Raw genomic sequence first — 23335 nt, forward strand, 5'->3', positions numbered from 1 at the left:
TTTGAGCTAAGAATAGCTAACTCCGCGCGGTAACCTTGCACTTTGTCGTGACTTTTGTTCAGAGCTTTCGGGCGGGTCACAATTTTTCTGGACCACTCTACACTTCACTTTAAAATTGTTACTTTATAACACATGAAAATTGCACTCATTACGTTTACGCTGTTGTTCAGCGCCGCAGCCTGGTCACATCCGCACAGCTTTATTGACATGAAAACCGAATTCATCAGTGACAACCAACATCTCAGCGGTATGAAAATGATGTGGACCATGGATGAGATAACCTCCGCCGATCTTTTGTACGACGCAGGTAAAGCCAAGCCCGGCGATGTGGTGTGGAAAAAGCTGGCGGCGCAGGTGATGGCGAATGTGCTCGGTCAGCACTATTTCACCGAAGTGTGGCAGGACAAAAATCGGGTCAAGTTCCTGAACTTGCCGAAAGAGTATCACCTGTCGCGCAACGGCAACAAAGCGGTGCTGGAGTTTATCGTGCCGTTTGGCGAGCCGCAGTTATTGAGCGCGAAGCAGTATCGTATTCAGACTTTTGATCCCAGCTACTTTGTTGATATGTATTACGATAATCCGCAGGCATTAACCATGGACGACACCGTTAAATCCCATTGCCAAATCGATCTGCACACGCCGAAACCGGATGACTCGCTGAAACAATATGCGCTGTCGCTGGATAAAGCCGATGCGCCGCCGGAGGATATGGATCTTGGCCAGCAATTCGCCCAAACGGTGACGCTGACATGTCACTGATTTCGCTGTCTTCCCGTTCACGACGTTTATGGCCGCTGTGGCTGATGGCGACGTTATTGCTGCTGGCGGGCGTGTTGCTGTGGCAGCACTGGTCGCAGATTTTGCTGCAAAGCGTGCTGTGGCAAAAAGTCCTGAATCGCGAGATGACGCAGCTGTTGCAGCAGGTTGCTGAACAACCGCAGCAGGCGGGCGTGACGCTGATGCTGTTCAGCCTCGCTTACGGCGTGCTGCATGCGCTGGGGCCGGGACACGGCAAAGTGGTGATCACGACCTTTCTTGCCACTCATCCGGCAAAGTTGAAAACCAGCATGAAGCTGACGTTGCTGGCGGCTTTGCTGCAAGGCGGCGTGGCGATTGGTTTGGTGACGCTAATGCTGGTGGTGTTGCAAACCTCGTCGCGCCAGATGCATCTCGGCAGTTACTGGCTGGAGAAGGGCAGTTATCTGTTAGTCGTCGCGCTGGGTGTTTGGGTCGGTTGGCGTGCACTGCGATCGCTGCGTCAGCAATTGCGTCCTCAGGCTAAATTGCATATCCACGCTATTCGTCCAAGGCATCAGCATGATGAACACTGCGGCTGCGGACATGCACATCTGCCAAGCGCCGCGCAGATGGATCAGGCGGTTAGCGCTAAAACGCAGGCGCTGGTGGTGTTTTCCATGGGGCTGCGGCCCTGTTCCGGCGCCATCATGATGCTGCTGTTTGCCAAAGTGATCGGTGTGTATGCGTGGGGTGTCGCCTCTGCCGTCGCGATGGCGGTGGGCACCGCACTGACGGTTTCGGCGCTCGGCTTGCTAGTGCAACGTTCCCGAGTGCTGGCCCAGCGCTTAGGACAGGCCGGCGGCACTCATCCTGCGGCTAAGCTGCTGGTGCCGCTGCTCGCCTTGTTGGGAAGCGTGGTGTTAATCGTTGCGGGCTTTGCATTATGGCAAAGTGCCTCGCCGGGCATCGGCGGCGGAATTCGTCCTTTCATGTAGTCTAAAAATAATAAACGCAGCGGTAATATTATCGGCTGCGTTTAAATCGTTATCCACCTCATATAATTAAATCTCTTCTCTGTACTAATCTGGTGGAAATAGCTTTCACCGACTAAGCTATTTCTTACCAGTCAGGCTTCTGGTCCATTCAGTAACAATAATTATTTATCGTAATATTTTGCGAGGAAAAAACGATGCCTGAAACCCGGATTAATAATGGCGGTGTAGAAACTGTTCATGAAAATCATGTCGGTTTACCGTTAAAACGTATTTCCTGGAGCGCAGTATTTGCCGGCGTTATCGCTGCGCTAATCATTCATATTTTATTAGGTATATTAGGCACGGCAATTGGTGCGACCACCATCGATCCGCAGCAGGAACAAAACCCACTGCAGCATCTGGGAACTGGCGCGTTAATCTGGACTGGCGTGAGTATGTTAATCGCCATGGCGGTGGGTAGCTACGTTGCAGGGCGCCTGGCGCAGCGCGAAGGGGCGATGCACGGATTACTGATGTTTGGCGTCAGCACCATTCTCACGCTGTGGCTGGCGATTACCTTAGCCACTGGAATAATTGGTGGTGCCTTTAATATTTTAGGCGCGGGAGTGAATGCCGTAGGAAGTGGAATTTCTGCTGCGGCGCCTTCGCTCACCAATATGGCAAAAGAAAAGCTGCAGGAAAGTAATATCAATTTAGATGATTTAAAAAATGAATTACAAACCACGCTGCGTCAAACTGGTAAGTCAGAATTACAACCTGAGAATCTGCAAAAGGATGTAAATAACGAATCCAATAACGCGCAAAATCAAGCGGAACAAACCGCGCAAAATCCACAAAATGCTGATAATGATCTGGCTAATTGGTTGAAAGGCGTTATGAATCGTCATTCAGATACCTTGCAGGCTGCCGATCGTGATGCGCTGAAAAATATCATTAAAGCGCGTACCGGTAAAAGCGATCAGGAGGTTGAGCAGATTGTGACTCAGACCGAGGAGAGCTATAAAAAAGCCGTGCAACAGTATCAGGAGTTGAAACAGCAGGCGGAGCAGAAAGCCCGTGAAGTCGCTGAGCAAGCGGCCGCCGCAACGGCGAAAGCGAGCTGGTTCACCTTCTTTATGCTGGTGATTGAAGCGGTTCTGGCAGCATTGCTGGGACGCGTAGGTCGCAAGACGCAACCGCGTCAGGTATTAAGTCACGAACGTCGATAACAAAAAAGGCGGCTGATTCAGCCGCCTTCTCTTATTTAGCGCTTCAGCGCTTCACTCAATTCTTCACGCATCGATGCCAGCATTGCTTTCACTACGCGTGGGTTACCCGCAACGATGTTACCTGACATCACGTAACCGTGGTTGCCGGTAAAGTCAGTCACCAGGCCGCCCGCTTCACGAACCAGCAGTTCGCCCGCCGCAAAATCCCACGGCTTCAGGCCAATCTCAAAGAAACCATCAACGCGTCCCGCAGCGGTGTAAGCCAGATCCAGCGCAGCCGAACCGGTGCGACGGAAATCAGCGCACTGGGTGAACAGTTTGCCAACGATGTTGATGTAAGGCGTGGCGTGCTGCTTCAACTTGAACGGGAAGCCGGTCGCCAGGATGGTGCCATCCAGATCGCGCGCGGTGCTGCCGCGCAGGCGATAGCCGTTCAGCTGGGCGCCCTGACCGCGTACTGCGGTGAAGAGTTCGTTGCGCATTGGATCGTAAACCACAGCAACTTCGGTGCGGCCTTTGATGCGCACAGCGATTGAAACTGAGAAGTGTGGTAAACGTTTGATGAAGTTGGTGGTGCCATCCAGCGGATCGATTACCCATTGAATGTCTTGATCTTCGCCCGCCAGCTCACCGCTTTCTTCGGTGATGATGGTGTGTTTCGGGTACGATTTACGAATTACTTCGATAATCAGACGTTCTGCGTCACGGTCAACATTGGTAACGAAGTCGTTGCTGCCTTTCTGGCTGGCTTCGACAGCGTCCGGGGTTTCATAATTCTTGGCAATTAAATTTCCGGCCTTGCGCGCGGCGCGCACGGCTATGTTGAGCATCGGATGCATCGGTATCTCTCGCTGGATGTTAAAGAACGGGGAAAACGGCGCGGAGTATATCAGCGTGTTCAGCAAATGTCCTCTTTTTATGTTAGGATGCGCGCCATCATTTCCCTGACCGCCTCTAATTATGCTGCAGAATATCCGAATCGTACTGGTAGAAACGTCGCACACTGGCAACATGGGCTCCGTCGCACGCGCGATGAAAACCATGGGCTTAACCAACCTTTATCTGGTCAATCCGCTGGTGAAACCGGATTCACAGGCCATTTCCCTCGCCGCCGGTGCCAGCGATGTCATTGGTAATGCGCGCATTGTCGATACCATGGATGAAGCCATTGCCGGTTGTAGTCTGGTGGTGGGCACCAGCGCACGTTCACGTTCACTGCCGTGGCCCATGTTGGATTCACGTGAGTGCGGCATTAAAAGCGTGGAAGAGGGCCAGCAGGCACCGGTGGCGTTGGTGTTTGGCCGCGAGCGCGTCGGCCTGACCAATGAAGAGTTGCAGAAGTGTCACTATCACGTCGCGATTCAGGCGAACCCGGAATACAGCTCACTGAATCTGGCGATGGCGGTGCAGATCATCGCTTACGAAGTGCGCATGGCATGGCTGGACGCGCAGGAGAAAGCCGCGCCGACAGCAGAAGTTGAAGAGTCGCCGTATCCACTGGTCGACGATCTGGAGCGCTTTTATCAGCACATCGAACAGATGATGCTGAACAGCGGCTTTATCCGCGAAGGTACGCCAAGCCAGGTGATGAGCAAGCTGCGTCGTTTATATACGCGTGCGCGTCCTGAACGCGACGAACTGAACATCCTGCGTGGCATGATGGCATCGTTCGAAAAGCGCAAAGGTAATGTGGATAATAGTTGAGTAAAACAGTTGGTTAAATAGTTGAGCATTTTACTCGGTTAAATAGTTGACCGTTTTACTCAGGAATGTCAGACTGGCGTCAATTCTTCAGATAACCCGCCGATAACCGGACGGACGCTTACGAGGTTGTATGCTATGAGACTGACATCCAAAGGACGTTATGCCGTAACCGCTATGCTGGACGTTGCACTGCACTCACACGAGGGCCCGGTGCCGCTAGCTGACATTTCTGAGCGTCAGGGCATCTCTCTGTCCTATCTGGAGCAGTTATTCTCGCGTCTGCGTAAGCACGGCTTAGTGGCCAGCGTACGTGGTCCAGGCGGCGGTTATCTGTTAGGCAAAGATTCAAGCGCGATTGCTGTTGGCGCGGTAATCACCGCCGTTGACGAATCAGTCGATGCCACCAAGTGCCAAGGCAAAGAAGGCTGCCAGGGCGGCGAACGTTGCCTGACTCACGTGCTGTGGCGTGACCTGAGTGAGCGCATCAGCGACTTCCTCAACAACATCACGCTGGCGGAACTGGTGAACAACCAGGAAATCCTTGATGTCGCCGATCGTCAGAACACCGTCGACAATCGTCGCTTCCAGCAGCATCGTGTGCAAGAAACCATCAACGTTAATCTGCGCGCGTAATCGATCTCACTTCGGCCTTTCCTGCTAAGGTAGGCGAGGCTGAAGCATGCTATAAAGACGTATGATTTTTTATACGGAGTTTTAGCGCAATGAAATTACCGATTTACCTGGATTACGCAGCCACTACGCCTGCGGATCCGCGTGTCGCCACCAAAATGATGCAGTTCCTCACGATGGATGGCACTTTCGGTAACCCCGCGTCCCGTTCCCACCGTTTTGGCTGGCAGGCTGAAGAAGCCGTTGATGTGGCTCGCAATCAAATTGCTGAGCTGGTCAATGCCGATCCCCGTGAAATCGTTTTTACCTCCGGCGCGACCGAAGCGGACAACCTTGCGATTAAAGGTGCCGCGCAATTCCATCAGGCGCGCGGCAAGCACATTATTACCAGCCAAACCGAACACAAAGCGGTGCTCGACAGTTGCCAGCAACTGGCGCACGAAGGCTTTGATGTCACCTTCTTACAGCCGGGCAGCGACGGTATCGTTACGCCGCAGCTGCTCGAATCTGCACTGCGCGACGACACGGTGCTGGTGTCGCTGATGCACGTCAATAATGAAACCGGTGTGATTCAGGACATTGCCGCACTCGGCGCGCTATGCCGTGCGCGTGACATCCTGTTCCACGTTGACGCCACGCAAAGCGTCGGCAAATTGCCGATCGACGTCACTGAACTGCCGGTGGATTTGATGTCGTTCTCAGCGCACAAGCTGTATGGACCGAAAGGCATCGGCGCGCTGTGGGTGCGTCGTAAACCGCGTCTGCAAATTGATGCGCAGATGCACGGTGGCGGTCACGAGCGCGGCATGCGTTCAGGCACGTTGCCGGTGCATCAGATTGTCGGCATGGGCGAAGCCTACCGCATTGCGCGTGAAGAGATGAGCAGCGAAATGGCGCGTCTGGCCGAGCTGCGCCAGCGTCTGTGGCGCGGTATTAGTCAATTGGGTAACGTGAACCTCAACGGTTCGCTGGAGCAGGGCGCTCCGAACATCCTCAATATCAGTTTTGCCCACGTCGATGGCGAATCGCTGATTATGGCGCTGAAAGATTTGGCGCTGTCATCCGGTTCCGCCTGTACCTCGGCCAGTCTCGAACCTTCCTATGTGCTGCGCGCGATGGGCGTTGAGCAGGAGCTGGCACACAGCTCGCTGCGTTTTTCGCTCGGACGCTTCACCAGCGCAGAGGAAATTGAGTACGCTATCGAGCTGGTCAACAAAGCGGTAACACGTCTGCGGGCACTTTCGCCTGCGGCAAACTCCCGCTAATTCATGCACCCCTTGCACCGGTTCTGGCGCAAGGTGACACCTAACGCAAACGGAGCCACGCGATGACAACACAACCGATGATAATTACGCTCAGCTCCCAGGCCGCCGACGCGCGCTGGGGTGACAAAGCGCTGCTGAGCAGCAACGAAAGTGGCATGACCGTTCACCTGACTGGCGCAGATGCGCTGATGAGCATCCAGCGCGCGGGTCGCAAGCTGGACGGCCAGGGCATCCGTCACGTCTCACTGCAGGGCGAAGGCTGGGATTTAGAAAAGTGCTGGGCATTCTGGCAAGGTTACCGCAGCCCGAAAGGCAAACGTCAGGTCGAGTGGCCGGAATTTAATGAGGCCGATCAGGCTGAATTTGCGCGTCGCCTGAAGATCGTTGACTGGGTGCGCGACACCATCAACCTGCCGGCGGAAGATCTCAGTCCGGAACAGCTGGCGCACAACGCGGTTGATCTGATCAACGAAGTGGGCGGCAAAGCGGTCAGCTATCGCATCACCAAAGGCGAAGATCTGCGTGTTCAGGGTTACGCCGGCATCCACACCGTGGGCCGTGGCTCTACGCGCGCACCGGTGTTATTGGCGCTGGATTTCAATCCAACTGGCGATGAAGATGCGCCGGTTTATGCCTGTCTGGTCGGTAAAGGCATCACCTTTGATACCGGCGGTTACAGCCTGAAGCAGAGCGCCTTTATGGACTCAATGAAGTCCGATATGGGCGGCGCGGCAACGCTGACTGGCGCACTGGCGCTGGCGATTTCACGCGGTCTGAATAAGCGTGTGAAACTGTTCCTGTGCTGCGCAGACAACATGGTCAGCGGCAACGCGTTCCGTCTGGGCGACATCATTCGCTATCGCAACGGCAAAACCGTGGAAGTGATGAACACCGATGCGGAAGGTCGTCTGGTATTGGCCGATGGCCTGATCGATGCCAGCGAGCAAAATCCTGAACTGCTGATCGATGCGGCAACGCTGACCGGCGCGGCGAAAACCGCGCTGGGTAACGATTATCACGCGCTCTTTACCTTTGACGATGTGCTGGCGGAATCGCTGCTTGGCAGCGCGACCGGCGAAAACGAAGCCTTCTGGCGTCTGCCGCTGGCCGAGTTCCATCGCAGCCATCTGCCTTCGAACTTTGCCGATCTCAATAACATCGCCAGCCCGTCACATGCGGCGGGTGCGAGTAGCGCGGCGGCGTTCCTGTCGCATTTCGTCAGCAAATATCAGCAAGGCTGGCTGCACATTGACTGCTCCGCGACGTACCGCAAAGGCGCGGTGGATCAGTGGTCCGCTGGTGCGACCGGTTTGGGCGTGCGCACCGTCGCCAATCTGTTACTGAAATAATCCTCATCACGGCAGGCGCAAGCTTGCCGTCTTTTTTGGAATACGATAAATGAGTAACCGTCTTGAAGAGGTGCTGAAGCTGGCGGCCACTGAGCCTGCGCACCGTCCGGAGTTTTTCCAACTGCTGCTGGAAGCCGATGTGTGGGTGCCAGGCGAAAGTCCCGCTGAACAGTTTGATGCGACTTCGCCGGTCGAATTACAGCATTGGGAAAAAGAGGGTGGCGGCAGCGTGATCCCGTTCTTCACCTCGGAAGAGGCGATGGGCGAGGCAATCAAAGATGAACAGCCTTATCTGCGCATGCCGGTGCGCACGCTGTTTGAGATCACGCAAGGCGAAACGCTGTTCCTCAATCCGAAGTTGCCTGCGGGCAAAGAGTTTTCGCCGGGTGAAATCGCGCACTTGATTGGCGAAGAGGGCAGTGCGCTGAGCCAACAAACCGTGCTGGAAGGCGGTCAGGCGTTGCTGTTGTCCGAAGTGGCCGAGCCGCCAGCGCAGATGATTGATTCGCTGACGCAGCTTTTTGCCAAGTACAAGCAGGTGCGCCGTGCTTACATCGCCAGCATTCGTGAAAGCGCCAGCGAAGAACCGAACCTGCTGATTGGTATCGAAGCTGATAGCGATATCGATGAGATTATTCAGGCAGCGGGCGGCGTAGCAACGGATACGCTTGCCGATGATGCGCCCATTGATATCTGTGAAGTGGTTAATGAAGATCGCGGCGTGAGCCACTTCTTTACTGCCCACATCACGCCGTTCTATGAACGTCGCTGGGGCAGTTTCCTGCGCGATTTTAAGGGCAGTCAGCGGATTATATAATGCGCGGTCGCCATGAATGGCGACCCTACGGTGATTTCGCTGGTTTTTCGTAGGGTGCGCATTCATGCGCACCTGCTATCACTTCTCGATCGGTAAATCGTCGCGGCTGCCCCATTCGCCCCACGAACCGTCGTACAGCGTCACATCTCGCACACCTAACGAAGTCAGCGCCAGAATCAACACCACCGCCGTAACACCCGAACCGCAGCTGGCAATCACAGGCTGATCCAGTTTCACGCCCGCCTGAGCAAACAGATCGCGCAGTTCCGCTGCCGGTTTCAATTCACCATTCACCACCAAACTGTTCCACGGCAGGTTCAGGCTGTTGGGAATATGCCCGCGCAGCAGGCCCGGACGCGGTTCATCCACTTCGGCGTTAAAACGGTTTGCCGCGCGGGCATCGACAATCTGCGCGCCGCCTTCGTGGCTGATCAGCAGCACGTCGGTGAGACGTTTCACCTGTGCGCCATTATAAGTCGCTTCGAACTCACCTTCCGGCAAACTAACCGGTCCGGTCGCGACATCGAAACCGGCCGCCTTCCAGCCTTGTAATCCTCCGGCGAGAATCGACACATTTTCGCAGCCAAAGGCGCGCAGCATCCACCACGCACGCGGAGCCGAGAACAGGTTGCCTTCGTCGTACACCACCAGATGTTTATCCTGGCTGATGCCCAACTCACGCATCGCTACCGCGAAAGATTCGGGACGCGGCATCATGTGCGGATAAGCACTGGTGTGATCGGACAAGGCTTCAATATCGAAGAACGGGGCATTCGGCAGATGACCAGCCAGATATTCAGCCTGCAGATCGCGTACGGCTTCCTGGCCAGGCGGTAACATGCGGGCATCAAGCACCTGCAACGTTTCCTCGGTGTAATGTTCTTTCAACCAATCAGCGGACACAAAAATGGCTGTCATAGCAACCTCTTCTCAGCAAACGGGAAACAACCAGTCTCCGGGAATGTGAGCGCTATCTCAAGGGTATGATTGCTAAAGTTGGCGGGTTGATGTGAAATTGCGCGAAATTACGTTTTCTTAACTTCTGGGACTGGTGAGGGAATTACCATGGCAAAACGTTTTAACCGGCTACTGCTCAGCGCGCTGATCGGTGGTGGATTACTGGGCGGCGGAACCTCGGCGATTTACGCGGAGGAAACGGCAGCCGCAACAGCAACGCAGAAATCGCTGTCGGTTATCGATCTCTCCGAACTGCAACTCGACGGCGCCGCCGCGCTGGTGTTGACCTTCAACACGCCGCTTGAGGCTAAGCAGGATTTCGCTGCGCGCGTGCACATTATCGATGAGAAAAGCGGCAAGGTTGATGGCGGCTGGGAGCTGGCGCAAAACGGTAAAGCGCTGCGTTTTCGTCATCCTGAACCGTCGCGCAAGTTGACGGTTAACGTCGATGCCGGTCTCAAAGCGGCCGATGGAAGCACCTTATCCACGGCTTTTAGCCAATCGCTCACCACGCGCGATATCCAGCCGATGGTGGGTTTTGCCAGTCGCGGATCGCTGCTGCCGCTGCGTCTGACGCAGGGATTGCCGGTGCTGGCGCTGAATGTGAATAACGTCGACGTCGATTTCTTCCGTGTGAAAAGCGCCTCGCTGGCCGATTTTCTCGCCCAGTGGAATTACGGCAACAATATGTCGTACTGGGAATCACGCGAGCTGCTGAAAAATGCCGATCTGGTTTACGGCGCACGCTTCGATCTTAATCCGGCGCGCAACACGCGCGAGAAAATGCAGCTGCCGTTGGGCGATGTCGATGCGCTGAAACAGCCGGGCGTCTATCTGGCGGTGATGAAACAGGCCGGAACCTACAACTACACGCAACCGGCGACACTGTTTACATTGAGCGACATCGGTTTGTCGCTGCACCAATTCCCCGAACAGCTGGAACTGTTTGCCCAAAGCCTGGCCAGCGGCGCGCCGCTTGATGACGTTAGCGTGCAGTTGCTGGATGAAAAAGGAAAACAACTCGCCAGCGGCACCAGCGACAGCAACGGTCATTTGCGCTTACCGGCGAATGCCAAAGGCAAGCTGCTGCTGGCGACCCAAAAGGGCCAAACCTCGCTGATCGATCTCAATCGTCCGGCGCTGGATCTGGCGGAGTTTCCCATTGATGGTCCGCAAGGCTACGACAAACAGTTGTTCGTATTTGGTCCGCGCGATCTCTATCGTCCGGGTGAAACGGTGATCGTCAACGCGCTGCTGCGTGATGCTGACGGCAAACCGTTGCCGCCGCAGCCGGTGAAAGCCGAAGTGGTGCAGCCGAATGGCGAAGTGTCGCAGACCTTCGTCTGGCAGCCGGAAAATGGCGTCTATCAACATCGCTTCGCGATACCGGCTGCGGCGATGACCGGTGATTGGACGCTGCGCATTAACAGTGGCGACAACCAGCCGCGCAGCTGGCCGTTCCACGTCGAAGACTTCCTGCCGGAGCGCATGGCGCTGGATCTGACCAACAGCGCGCAGCCGGTGGCGCCGGATGACGACATCACCTTTGCTGTTGAAGGCCGCTATTTGTATGGCGCGCCGGCTGCGGGTAACGAGCTGCAAGGGCAGCTGTTCCTGCGTCCCGCGCGTGATGCGGTTGCCGCGCTGCCTGGCTATCAATTTGGTGACATCACTGAAGAGCTGAAACGTTCGCTCGATGATGTGGATGAGAAGCTGGATGAGAGCGGCAAGCTGCAACTTAACGTTGAGAGCAGCTGGAAAGAGAGCCATTCACCGCTCAATCTGATTCTGCAAGCCAGCCTGCTCGAAACCGGCGGTCGTCCGGTGACGCGCCGTGCGACTCAGGCGATTTGGCCGGCTCCGGCGCTGCCTGGCATTCGCCCGCTGTTTAACAGTGAATCGGTATATGACTATCGCAGCGATCGTTATCACGATGAGCCGACCGTAGCGGAAAACAGCCTCGCGGAGTTCGACGTGGTCTACGCCAATCCGCAGGGCGAAAAACTGGCGGCGCAGGATCTCGATGTGCGCCTGATCCACGAACGCCGCGACTATTACTGGAGCTTCTCGGATAGCGAAGGCTGGCAATCGCGCTTCGATCAAAAGGATCTGCAGGAAGAGCAGCAGCGCATCTCTATTGCGGCGGGCGGCAGCCAGAAAGTGAGTTTCCCGGTGGAGTGGGGCACCTATCGCCTGGAAGTGCATGCCGGCGACAACATCCTTAGCAGCGTTCGCTTCCAGGCCGGATATTGGTGGCAGGACAACACCAACGGCACCGGCGCGCTGCGTCCGGATCAGGTCAAACTGAAAATAGATAAAACCGCCTATCAGGCGGGCGACACCGCACATGTGCAGGTGGAATCGCCTGCTGCTGGCAAAGGCTATTTGATGGTGGAATCCAGCAGCGGCACGCTGTGGTGGCAACCGCTTGAGGTTCCGGCGGGCGGCGCAACCATTGATGTACCGATTAGCGACAGCTGGAAGCGACACGATCTCTATCTCAGCGCCATCGTGGTGCGCGACGGCGACAAAGCCAGCGGCGTCACGCCGAAACGCGCGGTGGGCTTGCTGCATCTGCCGATGGCGACCGAAGCGCGCCGCCTTAGCTTAGCGCTCGACGCGCCGGATAAAATCCGTCCTGAGCAGACGCTAAAAGTGAAAGTTAAAGCCAGCCGTGAAGGTGGCGCATTGCCGAAGCAGGTTCAGGTATTGCTCTCGGCGGTGGATAGCGGCGTGCTCAACATCACTGACTACAAAACCCCGAATCCGTGGGAAGCGTTCTTTGGCCGCAAGCGCTATAACGCCGATCAATACGATGTGTTTGGTCAACTGATTGAAGGCGGTGGCAAGCTGGCCGCGCTGCGCTTTGGTGGTGACGGCGACGATGCGGATGCGCTGTCGCGCGGCGGTAAAAAGCCGGTCACCGAGGTACAGATCGTGGCGCAGCAGTTGCAGCCCTTAACGCTGGATGCCAATGGCGAAGGCACGCTGGAACTGCCGATTCCGGCGTTTAATGGCGAACTGCGTTTGATGGCGCAGGTATGGAGCGACGACAGCTTCGGCTCGGCCGATCGTAAGCTGGTGGTTGCCGCACCGTTGATCAGCGAACTGGCGACGCCGCGCTTCCTGTCCAGCGGCGATCATTCCACGCTGGCGCTGGATCTCACTAACCTCACCGATCAACCGCAAACGCTGAAAATCAACGTCAGCGCCAGCGGCCAGATCGCCCTGAACGGCCAAATCCCCGCCAGCGTGCAGCTGGCGAAAGGCGCGCGCACCACCTTGCAAATTCCGGTCAAAGCGCAGGGCGGCTTTGGTGCAGGCGATGTGCAGGTCAAGGTTTCCGGCATGAGTTTGCCGGGCGAAACGCTGGCAGCGAGCGAGCGTAAATGGAAAATTGGCGTGCGTCCGGCCTATCCGGCACAAACGCTGAGTTTCGATAACGTGATGAAAACCGGCCAGAACTGGCAGGTGATGGCCAGCGCCTTCAATGGCTTGCAGCAGGATACCTTGAGCGGACAGCTGTCGCTCAGCAACCGTCCGCCGCTGAATATCGCCAGCTATATCAGTTCGCTGTACGCCTATCCTTATGGCTGCCTTGAACAGACCGCCAGCGGCATTTGGCCGTCGGTGTTCACCAACTATGCGCAGCTGACGGCGATGGGCATCAAAACCAGCAACGATGAAGCGCGTCGCGCCTCGATTGATACCGGCATTGCGCGTCTTGCCGGCATGCAGCGCGGTAACGGCAGCTTTGGTTTGTGGAGCAAAGAGAGTCAGGAAGAGTTCTGGCTGACGGCTTACGTTACCGATTTCCTGCTGCGCGCCAGCGAAGCCGGTTACGGCGTGCCGGATGGCGTGATTATCCGCGCCGACGAACGTCTGCTGCGCTATCTGCAGGATCCCGCGCAGATCGAAACCAGCTGGAGCAGCGATGCCGATGGCTTGCGTTTCAGCGTGCAGGCTTATGCCGGATTGGTGCTGGCACGTCAGCAGCAGGCTCCGCTCGGTGCGTTGCGTGCGCTGTATGAAAAGCGCGATCAGGCTAAATCGGGCCTGGCGATGGTGCAGCTTGGCGTGGCGTTGAAGCTGATGGGCGATCAACAGCGCGCGCAACTGGCGCTGGCGCAGGGTATTGGCCTGGAACGTAAACCCAACAGCTGGCTCGGCGATTACGGCAGCCCGGTGCGCGATCGCGCGCTGATTCTGTCGCTGCTGACGGAAAACCAGCTGCTGCCGGAGATGCAAGGTCCGTTGCTGATCGATCTGGCGAAAACCGTGCACGGACAGCGCTGGTTCTCGACTCAGGAAAACAACGCGTTGTTCCTCGCCGCCCGCACCTTGCAGCAGCACAAAGGCGAAAGCTGGCAGGCGACACTGCAGGGCAAAGCGGAACCGCTCAGCAGTAATCAGCCGCTCAATATTGGCATGACGGAAGATCAGCTGCGTCAGGGCGTGTCGGTGAAAAGCGACAACGCGTCGCCGCTTTACGGCACGCTGAATGTGGTGGGTTATCCGCGCACCGCACCGTCGCCGATGAGCAACGTGCTGCAGATCAGTCGTGAGTACTTCACGCTGGATGGTAAGCCGGCGGATCTCACCAACCTGAAAAGTGGCGAGCTGCTGGTGGTGCGGCTTAAAGTCGCGGCCAGCGAGCGCGTCAGTGATGCGCTGGTGGTGGATCTGCTGCCTGCCGGACTGGTGCTGGAAAACCAGAACCTGAGCGACAGCAGCGCCAGTTTAGGCGACAGTGCCGATGCGCTGAAAGAGAGCATGATGGATATGCAGCAAGCCAACATCAAGCACATCGAATTCCGTGACGACCGCTTTGTCGCCGCGCTGGCGCTCGATGGCTACACGCCGGGCACGCTGCTGTATCTGGCGCGTGCGGTGACGCCGGGCAGCTATCGCCTGCCGCCGCCGCAGGTGGAATCGATGTATGTGCCGGAATGGCGCGCGATTGGCAGCACGCCGGAAAAACTCAATGTGCGTTAACCATTAATGTCTGGAAGTAAGCGACTCAAGCGGTGGCGCTGGCTGCCGCTTTTTTTACTGCTGCTGCTGGCCGCGCTGTGGCTGCTGGATCGACTGACACCGCTGCCGCTGCGTGAGTTGCAGCCGGCGCGCGTGGTGGTGGCTGAGGACGGTACGCCGCTGTGGCGTTTTGCTGACCAGCAAGGCATATGGCGCTATCCGGTGACGCTGGAGGATGTGTCGCCAGCCTATATCGAGGCGCTGCTGACCTACGAAGATCGCTGGTTCTGGCATCATCCCGGCATCAATCCGATGGCGATTGTGCGTGCCGTCGGGCAAAACGTGCTGCATCACGGTGTAGTTTCCGGCGGTAGCACGCTCACCATGCAGGTGGCACGACTAATCGATCCGCAACCGCGCACCCTGCGCGGCAAAGTGGTGCAGGCGTGGCGCGCGCTACAGCTCGAATATCATCTCTCTAAACGCGACATCCTCACGCTGTATCTCAATCGCGCCCCTTTTGGCGGCACGGTGGAGGGCGTTGGCGCGGCGAGCTGGATGTGGCTGGGGAAACCGCCGTCCCAGCTCACCCAAGGTGAAGCGGCGCTGCTGGCGGTGCTGCCACAGGCGCCGAGCCGTCTGCGTCCGGATCGCTGGCCACAGCGCGCCGAAGCAGCACGCAATAAAGTGCTGGATCGCCTCGCGGAATATCACGTCTGGTCAGCGCAGGATGTCGCCGATATCAAACAAGAAGCAGTGTGGCTGCCGCCGCGCCAGATGCCGCAACGTGCGCCACTGCTGGCCCGCCGCCTATTGTCGCTGTCACCCGACAACAAAATCACCTCAACCATTGATGTGTCGCTGCAGCGCGAACTGGAGAATCTGGCGACGTCGCTGAAAAGCAACTTGCCGCCGCGCACCTCGCTGGCGCTGCTGGTGGTGGATCACCAAAACATGAAGGTGCGCGGCTATGTCGGCTCGGTGGATTTCAATGACGACAGCCGTTTTGGTCACGTCGATATGATCGCCAGCGTGCGATCGCCGGGATCGGTGCTGAAGCCCTTTGTCTATGGCATGGCGCTGGATGATGGGCTGATTCATGGCGAATCGCTGCTACAGGATGTACCGCGCCGCTTCGGCGACTATCGTCCCGGCAACTTTGACTCGGGCTTTCACGGGCCGGTGAGCGCCAGCGCTGCGCTGGAGCGATCGCTCAATCTTCCTGCGGTGCAGCTGCTGGATGCGCTGGGACCAAAAACCGTCGCTGCGCGTTTGCGTAACGTGGGATTGAATCTGCGCTTTCCCGCTGGCGCAGAACCCAATCTGTCGCTGGTGCTGGGCGGCACCGGCGCACGCATGGATGAGATTGTGGCGGCCTACAGCGCCTTTGCCCGTCACGGCAACGCGGCGCAGTTGCGCTGGCTGACGACACAGCCGCTGCAGGAGAGGCCGCTGTTGTCGCCGGGCGCGGCATGGATTGTGCGGCGCATTCTGGCTGGCGCGGCGCAACCCCCGGCCAGCGGCACGGTGCCGGAGATTGCGCCTTTGGCGTGGAAAACCGGTACCAGCTACGGCTATCGCGATGCATGGACGATTGGCATCACGCCGCGCTATCTGATTGGCGTGTGGGTTGGGCGGCCGGATGCCACGCCGGTCGCCGGGCAGTTCGGTTTTGCCTCGGCGGTGCCGGTGATGAATCAGGTCAATAATTTGCTGGCGGGACATATGCCGGTGAACGGTGCACCGCGCGACCCGCGTCCGCTTTCGGTCAGCGCCATAAGCATTTGCTGGCCTGGCGGCCAGCCGTTGCCTCTCGGCGATGAGAACTGTCGCCAGCGTCGTCAGAGTTGGGTGTTGAATCAAACTGTACCCCCGACGCTGCTGGCGCCGGGGCAGGAAGGCGTCAATGGCCTGCGCCAGCGCTACTGGCAGAACAGTCGGGGATTGCGGGTGGCGGCCGATTGCCCGGATGCACAAAGTCACGAGCGCCTGATGTGGCCGCTGCCGCTTGAACCCTGGCTGCCGGTTGCTGAACGCCGGGCGCAGCGCTTGCCGCCGATCGATCCTGCTTGTCCGCCGCTCAATCAGGGCAATGCGCCCCCGATGGTGATTACTGGTGTGATCAACGGCCAGCGCGTACAGCCGCTGCCGGGTAAAGTGGTGCTGGTGATGCCGGTTGCGGTGCAGGGCGGGCAAGGTGAGCAGCGCTGGTGGTTTTTAAACGGGCAGCCGCTGGAGCGTGACGTGAGCAACAAGAGTGCGGCGCTGGTGCTGGATGAGCCGGGCAGTTATCAATTGGTGGTGATGGATGAAGCGGGGCAGCTCTCATCGGTGTCATTTATCCGCGGTTGAGTGCATGGATATGGCATACTTTTTGCCTGCGCGCCCCGACAAAAATCAATTATTTTCAATAATTCCGCAAATCGCTAATAGGCAACGCGCCATGATGTCCCTATAATCGGCGCGTTTTCTTACCGGGAGGAGCTCCCGGATTCTTCAGGATGCTAACTAGAGGTCAACATGGCAATCGAACGTACTTTCTCAATCGTGAAACCAAACGCCGTCGCTAAGAACGTGATTGGTGCAATTTATAACCGTTTTGAAAGCGCGGGCTTCAAAATCGTTGGCGCAAAAATGCTGCACCTGACCAAAGAGCAGGCTGAAGGCTTCTACGCTGAGCACAAAGGCCGTCCATTCTTTGATGGTCTGGTTGAATTCATGACTTCTGGTCCAGTTGTGGTTTCTGTACTGGAAGGCGAAAACGCCGTTCAGCGTCACCGCGATCTGATGGGTGCAACTAACCCAGACAACGCGCTGGCAGGTACTCTGCGTGCGGATTACGCGGACAGCTTCACCGAGAACGCGACCCACGGTTCTGACTCTGCTGAATCTGCAGCACGCGAAATCGCGTACTTCTTCGCAGAAAACGAAGTCTGCCCACGCACTCGCTAAGTGCGTTAATGGCCTGAGCGGACACCCGTCTTTACAGCTGTTCAACATCTGTGAAACGGTTACCCTGGCATCATGCAGCAGATGTAGTACAATTATGCGCCCTTGTTGAGCCAGCCTCAGCGAGGGCGCTGTTTTTTTCCTACTATTAACCAGAGCCGTAACGTGTAACAACGAGGCCAGAGAACATTATGTCCGAACAGATTGTGATGCCGTCGTCCGCTTCCCCCGTGGTTGTTTCCCCAAAAAACGAAAAAATTAACCTGCTGGATCTTAACCGTCAGCAGATGCGCGAATTCTTTCTTGAGATGGGCGAAAAGCCGTTCCGTGCCGATCAGGTCATGAAGTGGATGTATCACTACTGCTGCGATGATTTCGAGCAGATGACCGACATCAACAAAGTGCTGCGCGGTAAGCTGATGCAGCGCGCTGAAATCCGTGCGCCGGAAGTGGCGGAAGAGATGCGTTCCACCGATGGCACCATTAAATGGGCGATTCGCGTGGGCGACCAGTTGGTTGAGACCGTCTACATCCCGGAAGCGGATCGCGCAACCCTGTGCGTCTCTTCGCAGGTAGGCTGTGCGCTGGAGTGCAAATTCTGTTCGACGGCGCAGCAGGGCTTTAACCGCAACCTGCGCGTATCAGAAATTATCGGCCAGGTATGGCGCGCCGCGAAAATCATCGGTGCCGCGAAAATTACCGGTCAGCGTCCAATCACCAACGTGGTGATGATGGGCATGGGTGAGCCGCTGCTCAACCTGAACAACGTAGTGCCGGCGATGGATATCATGCTGGACGACTTCGGTTTCGGCCTGTCAAAACGTCGCGTTACGCTGTCTACCTCAGGCGTGGTGCCGGCGCTGGATAAGCTGGGCGACATGATCGACGTAGCGCTGGCGATTTCGCTGCACGCGCCTAACGATGCGATTCGTGATGAGATCGTGCCGATCAACAAAAAGTACAACATTGAGACTTTCCTTGCGGCGGTAAAGCGCTACATCGGCAAGTCCAACGCCAATCAGGGCCGTGTGACCATTGAGTATGTGATGTTGGATCACGTCAATGACAGCACCGACAACGCGCATGAGCTGGCGGCACTGCTGAAAGAGACGCCGTGCAAAATCAACCTGATTCCGTGGAACCCGTTCCCCGGCGCGCCGTATGGCCGCAGCTCCAATAGCCGTATCGATCGCTTCTCCAAAGTACTGATGGATTACGGTTTCACCACCATCGTGCGTAAAACCCGTGGTGATGATATCGACGCCGCGTGTGGTCAGCTGGCGGGCGATGTGATCGACCGTACCAAGCGTACGCTGCGTAAGAAAATGGCGGGCGAAGCCATCTCTGTGAAGGCGCTCTGAAAGCCAGCGCCTGCTGATATTCAGCGGGCGTAACTCATGTCAGTCTCTCCGCATATTTTTCATGGAGAGACTGAAATGCGTAAAGGATTACCCGCAGCGATTCTGGCTGGCTTTGTTGTAACCGGTTGTGTCAATCATCCCGCAAGGCAGAGTGCAGCGGATATTCGTTTGCAGCTCGGATTGCACTATCTGGCGGTGAAGGATTATGCCGCTGCACAGCGCAATTTATTGCGTGCTGAGCAGGCAGCGCCGAAAGATTATCGCGTCCCGTTGGCCCTTGCTCGGGTGGCGCAGGCGCAGCAGAACAGCGTACAAACCCGCTGGCACTATCAGCGGGCGCAGCAGTTAGCACCGCTGAATGGTTATGTGGCTAACAATTACGGTGCGTTTCTCTGCGGTTTAAGGCAGTATGACGAAGCGCATCAACAGTTTAAGCTGGCAATTGAGGCGCAGGAAATCGATGCTCGTCAGGATGCATTCCTGTTTTCGGGCTATTGTTACCTGCAGGCTGATGAGAGTGCCGCAGCGCGCGAGCAGTTAGGTTACGCGCTGGATGCCGCACCGGAGCAGGGCAGTCAACTGCTAAGGGAAGTGGAAAGGCGGCTTGAACAGCAGGAACAGCAGTCGGTTCCGCTGCTTTTAGAAGTGTACCATCAGCGTTTGCCCGCAACGGCAGAGAGCCTGTGGTTACAGATACGTTTCGCCGCGCAACAGGGAAACGCTGCTGACGTTACACGTTATGGCGACCGGTTGGCGCGAAGTTTTCCACAATCGATACAGTACCAGCGTTATTTAGCTAATGAATACTGAAGCCACTCAAGAGAATTCTGCAGTACATTCCACAGGTGAACGCCTGCGTCTGGCCCGTGAGCAGATGGGGCTGACTCAGCAAAATGTCGCTGAACGCCTGTGCCTGAAACTTACTACCGTGCGTGATATTGAAGAGGATAAGTCACCTGCTGATTTAGCGTCGACATTCCTGCGCGGTTACATTCGCTCCTATGCCCGTCTGGTGCATGTGCCGGAAGATGACCTGTTGCCGATGATGGCAAAACAGGCTCCGGTGCGCGCCGCCAAGATCGAGCCGATGCAGAGCTTCTCATTGGGTAAGCGTCGTAAAAAGCGCGATGGCTGGCTGATGATCTTCACTTGGTTGGTGATTTTCGTCGTAGTCGGTTTGACCGGTGCGTGGTGGTGGCAGAACCATAAAGCGTCACAGGCTGATTTGGTGTCGATGGCCGATCAAAACGGCAGCGGCGACAATAGCCAGTCCATTCCGTTGGGCGACAACAGCACCGACAGCAATACCGATGCGGATACTAACGCTGCCGGTACGCCAGTCGATAACGGTGCTGGCGCAGTAGCCACGCCTGAAAGCAACGCCGCCGCACCTGCGGCGAGCAATAGCACTACAGCGCAAACCACCGGCAGCGACAACGCCGTGGTTTCGCCAAGCCAGGCTCCGATTGATACGGCGCCGCCAGCGGCGACGTCTCCGGCGCCAGCCAACAGCGTTCCTGCTGGCCAAATGCCTACCGCGAATGCGGCAGTCAGCCAACCGGCAGGCGATCCAAATGCCATCGTGATGAACTTCAAAGCCGACTGCTGGCTGGAAGTCAGCGATGCGACCGGCAAGAAGCTGTTCAGCGGTCTGCAACGTAGCGGCGGTAAGCTGAGTTTGTCCGGAACGGCTCCGTATCGTCTGAAAATTGGCGCACCAGGTGCGGTTGACGTGCAATATCAGAATCAGCCCGTTGATTTAAGTCGTTTTATCCGTAATAACCAGGTTGCCCGTCTGACGCTGGGTGCGCAATAACGCGCAGCGCGCTTTCCGGGTAATTGTGGAGAGAGAATATGCATAACGAAGCACCCATTATCCGTCGCAAATCAACACGGATTTACGTCGGCAAGGTGCCAGTTGGCGATGGTGCGCCCATCGCCGTTCAGTCAATGACCAACACCCGCACCACTGACGTGGACGCCACCGTTAACCAGATTCGCCAGCTTGAGCGCGTCGGGGTTGATATCGTGCGCGTCTCCGTTCCCACTATGGATGCGGCTGAAGCCTTCAAACTGATTAAGCAACAGGTCAACGTGCCGCTGGTAGCGGACATTCACTTTGACTATCGCATTGCACTGAAAGTCGCTGAATATGGCGTGGATTGTCTGCGTATCAATCCAGGCAACATCGGCAACAATGAGCGTATCCGCCAGGTGGTGGATTGTGCGCGTCATTACAATATTCCGATCCGTATCGGCGTGAATGCCGGTTCGCTGGAAAAAGATCTGCAGGAAAAATACGGCGAGCCAACGCCGCAGGCGCTGCTCGAATCCGCGATGCGCCATGTGGATCACCTCGATCGTCTCAACTTTGATCAGTTCAAAGTGAGCGTCAAAGCCTCTGACGTCTTCCTTGCCGTTGAATCTTATCGTTTGCTGGCGAAAGCCATCGATCAGCCGCTGCACCTCGGTATCACCGAAGCGGGCGGCGCGCGTGCGGGTTCCGTGAAATCGGCGATCGGTTTAGGTCTGCTGCTGGCCGAAGGCATCGGCGATACGCTGCGTATTTCGCTGGCGGCCGATCCGGTTGAAGAAGTGAAAGTCGGCTACGACATCCTCAAATCTCTGCGCATCCGCGCGCGTGGCATCAACTTTATTGCCTGCCCGACCTGTTCGCGTCAGGAGTTTGATGTCATCGGCACGGTCAATGCACTGGAAGAGCGTCTGGAAGACATCATCACGCCGATGGATATTTCCATTATCGGTTGCGTGGTGAACGGTCCGGGTGAAGCGACAGTTTCTACCCTCGGCGTGACCGGCGGCGCCAAGAAAAGCGGCTTCTACGAAGATGGTGTGCGTCAGCGCGATCGTCTTGATAACAACGACATGATCGACCAGCTGGAAGCACGTATTCGCGCCAAAGCCAGCATGCTGGATGAAAGCCGCCGCATCAACGTGCAGCAGCTGGAAAAATAATCGTGGTGCGCGCCTGTCGCGTGCCAGTTTGTGATTGAACCTGTGCGGTTTCATCCTCATAAGGTATGATGCCGCTCAGGTTTTTTTGTCTTAAAGAGATTCTAACGTGGCGAAGAATATTCAAGCGATTCGCGGGATGAACGATTACCTGCCGGCGGATACCGCGATTTGGCAGCGTATTGAAGGCACCCTTAAGCAGGTGCTGGCCAGCTATGGTTACAGTGAAATCCGTCTGCCAATCGTTGAGCACACCCCGTTGTTCAGCCGCGCGATCGGTGAAGTCACCGACGTGGTTGAGAAAGAGATGTACACCTTTGAAGACCGCAACGGCGAAAGCCTGACGCTGCGTCCGGAAGGCACCGCAGGTTGCGTACGCGCCGGTATCGAGCACGGTCTGCTGTACAACCAAGAACAGCGTCTGTGGTACACCGGCCCGATGTTCCGCTACGAGCGCCCACAGAAAGGTCGTTATCGCCAGTTCCACCAGATGGGTGTGGAAGTCTTCGGCCTGCAAGGCCCGGACGTGGATGCTGAGCTGATCATGATGACCGCGCGCTGGTGGAAAGCCTTAGGTATCGCCGAGCACGTTGAGCTGGAGCTGAACTCAATCGGTTCGCTGGACGCGCGCGCCAACTATCGCAGCGCGCTGGTGGCGTTCCTTGAGCAACATCAGGACGTACTCGACGAAGATTGCAAACGCCGCATGTACACCAATCCACTGCGCGTGCTCGACAGCAAAAATCCTGACATCCAGAAACTGTTAAATGATGCGCCAACGCTGGGCGAATTCCTCGATGAGGAGTCACGCGAGCACTTCAGCGGCCTATGCGCCTTGCTGGACGAAGCGGGCATTAAATATCGCATTAACCAGCGCCTGGTGCGCGGCCTCGATTACTACAACCGTACCGTATTTGAATGGGTGACCAGCAGCCTCGGCTCGCAGGGCACCGTGTGCGGCGGCGGACGTTACGATGGTTTAGTTGAACAGCTGGGCGGACGTGCCACGCCAGCGGTCGGTTTTGCCATGGGAATGGAGCGTCTGGTGTTGCTGGTGCAAGCGGTTAATCCAGAATTTGAACCGACGCGCATTGTTGATGTCTATGTTATCGCTTCGGGGCAGGGCGTTCAGTCCGCTGCGATGCAACTGGCGGAAAAACTGCGTGATGCTGATCCGGCACTGAAGATGATGACCAACTTTGGTGGCGGTAACTTCAAGAAGCAGTTTGCCCGTGCAGACAAGTGGGGCGCACGCATTGCGCTGGTGCTGGGCGAAGATGAAGTGAAAGCGGGCCAGGTTGTGGTTAAAGACTTGCGTACCGGCGATCAACAGACGCTGGCTCAGAGCGACGCCGCTGCAACGTTGCGCACGCTGCTGCAGTAAGCGCAGCACTGCAACAGCCATTTTAAAGAGA

18 protein-coding genes are annotated in these 23335 nt (G+C 56.8%); 16 read left to right on the top strand and 2 right to left on the bottom strand.

What is annotated here, in order from left to right; genetic code table 11:
• Positions 1-132: 132 nt before the first annotated feature.
• The 3 genes from HX773_RS07455 (at position 133) to HX773_RS07465 (ending at position 2941) form a co-directional block, all read left to right on the top strand.
• Positions 133-759 carry a DUF1007 family protein gene (locus tag HX773_RS07455; protein WP_176971042.1) on the top strand — a complete coding sequence of 209 codons (627 nt, stop codon included), beginning with the start codon at positions 133-135 and terminating at the stop codon, positions 757-759.
• On the top strand, positions 750-1733 hold the full coding sequence (locus HX773_RS07460) for a nickel/cobalt transporter (RefSeq protein WP_176971043.1): 984 nt from the start codon (positions 750-752) through the stop codon (positions 1731-1733). Before HX773_RS07455 ends, HX773_RS07460 begins: the two co-directional genes overlap by 10 nt.
• Before the next feature lie 194 nt (positions 1734-1927).
• Positions 1928-2941 (top strand): hypothetical protein, encoded by a 1014-nt coding sequence (locus HX773_RS07465; RefSeq protein WP_176971044.1) that lies wholly within the window; start codon positions 1928-1930, stop codon positions 2939-2941.
• A gap of 35 nt (positions 2942-2976) precedes the next feature.
• On the opposite strand, the gene suhB is transcribed toward HX773_RS07465, so the two are convergent.
• Positions 2977-3780, bottom strand: coding sequence for an inositol-1-monophosphatase (suhB, locus tag HX773_RS07470; RefSeq protein ID WP_008108283.1), 804 nt, complete (start codon positions 3778-3780; stop codon positions 2977-2979).
• A 121-nt stretch (positions 3781-3901) separates the two neighbouring features.
• Here suhB and trmJ point away from each other — a divergent pair, with 121 nt between their 5' ends.
• The 5 genes from trmJ to sseB all read left to right on the top strand — a co-directional run bounded on the left by trmJ (position 3902) and on the right by sseB (position 8706).
• Entirely contained in the window at positions 3902-4645 is a 744-nt protein-coding gene (gene trmJ / locus HX773_RS07475) for a tRNA (cytosine(32)/uridine(32)-2'-O)-methyltransferase TrmJ (RefSeq protein ID WP_176971045.1), read from the top strand.
• A 135-nt stretch (positions 4646-4780) separates the two neighbouring features.
• Positions 4781-5278, top strand: coding sequence for a Fe-S cluster assembly transcriptional regulator IscR (gene iscR / locus HX773_RS07480; RefSeq protein ID WP_176971046.1), 498 nt, complete (start codon positions 4781-4783; stop codon positions 5276-5278).
• Positions 5279-5367: 89 nt separating this feature from the next.
• Positions 5368-6540, top strand: coding sequence for an IscS subfamily cysteine desulfurase (locus HX773_RS07485; RefSeq protein ID WP_176971047.1), 1173 nt, complete (start codon positions 5368-5370; stop codon positions 6538-6540).
• 62 nt (positions 6541-6602) lie between these two features.
• A complete protein-coding gene (pepB, locus tag HX773_RS07490; RefSeq protein ID WP_176971048.1) occupies positions 6603-7889 on the top strand; it encodes an aminopeptidase PepB in 1287 nt (428 codons plus the stop codon).
• Positions 7890-7938: 49 nt separating this feature from the next.
• The gene (sseB, locus tag HX773_RS07495) at positions 7939-8706 is read left to right on the top strand and encodes an enhanced serine sensitivity protein SseB (RefSeq protein ID WP_176971049.1); all 768 of its coding nucleotides are present in this window, start codon (positions 7939-7941) and stop codon (positions 8704-8706) included.
• A 78-nt stretch (positions 8707-8784) separates the two neighbouring features.
• Here the strand turns inward: sseB and sseA are convergent, their stop codons facing one another.
• Positions 8785-9624, bottom strand: a complete 840-nt coding sequence (gene sseA, locus HX773_RS07500; protein WP_176971050.1) for a 3-mercaptopyruvate sulfurtransferase — start codon at positions 9622-9624, stop codon at positions 8785-8787.
• A 147-nt stretch (positions 9625-9771) separates the two neighbouring features.
• Here sseA and HX773_RS07505 point away from each other — a divergent pair, with 147 nt between their 5' ends.
• From HX773_RS07505 to hisS, 8 genes are all read left to right on the top strand, one after another.
• Positions 9772-14658 carry an alpha-2-macroglobulin gene (locus tag HX773_RS07505; protein WP_176971051.1) on the top strand — a complete coding sequence of 1629 codons (4887 nt, stop codon included), beginning with the start codon at positions 9772-9774 and terminating at the stop codon, positions 14656-14658.
• A gap of 6 nt (positions 14659-14664) precedes the next feature.
• Complete coding sequence (gene pbpC, locus HX773_RS07510; RefSeq protein ID WP_176971052.1) at positions 14665-16989, top strand: peptidoglycan glycosyltransferase PbpC; 2325 nt, start codon at positions 14665-14667, stop codon at positions 16987-16989.
• A gap of 168 nt (positions 16990-17157) precedes the next feature.
• Complete coding sequence (gene ndk, locus HX773_RS07515; protein WP_007884899.1) at positions 17158-17589, top strand: nucleoside-diphosphate kinase; 432 nt, start codon at positions 17158-17160, stop codon at positions 17587-17589.
• Between the two features lie 188 nt (positions 17590-17777).
• Entirely contained in the window at positions 17778-18947 is a 1170-nt protein-coding gene (locus HX773_RS07520; protein WP_176971053.1) for a bifunctional tRNA (adenosine(37)-C2)-methyltransferase TrmG/ribosomal RNA large subunit methyltransferase RlmN, read from the top strand.
• A 75-nt stretch (positions 18948-19022) separates the two neighbouring features.
• Positions 19023-19757 (top strand): type IV pilus biogenesis/stability protein PilW, encoded by a 735-nt coding sequence (gene pilW, locus HX773_RS07525; protein ID WP_176971054.1) that lies wholly within the window; start codon positions 19023-19025, stop codon positions 19755-19757.
• On the top strand, positions 19747-20763 hold the full coding sequence (rodZ, locus tag HX773_RS07530) for a cytoskeleton protein RodZ (protein ID WP_176971055.1): 1017 nt from the start codon (positions 19747-19749) through the stop codon (positions 20761-20763). The genes pilW and rodZ overlap by 11 nt, the downstream gene beginning before the upstream one ends.
• Before the next feature lie 38 nt (positions 20764-20801).
• Complete coding sequence (gene ispG, locus HX773_RS07535) at positions 20802-21923, top strand: flavodoxin-dependent (E)-4-hydroxy-3-methylbut-2-enyl-diphosphate synthase (protein ID WP_008108306.1); 1122 nt, start codon at positions 20802-20804, stop codon at positions 21921-21923.
• A 106-nt stretch (positions 21924-22029) separates the two neighbouring features.
• The gene (hisS, locus tag HX773_RS07540; protein ID WP_176971056.1) at positions 22030-23304 is read left to right on the top strand and encodes a histidine--tRNA ligase; all 1275 of its coding nucleotides are present in this window, start codon (positions 22030-22032) and stop codon (positions 23302-23304) included.
• The last annotated feature ends 31 nt before the right edge of the window (positions 23305-23335 follow it).

This window comes from Pantoea sp. B9002 (assembly GCF_013385945.1).
Lineage (GTDB): Bacteria > Pseudomonadota > Gammaproteobacteria > Enterobacterales > Enterobacteriaceae > Pantoea.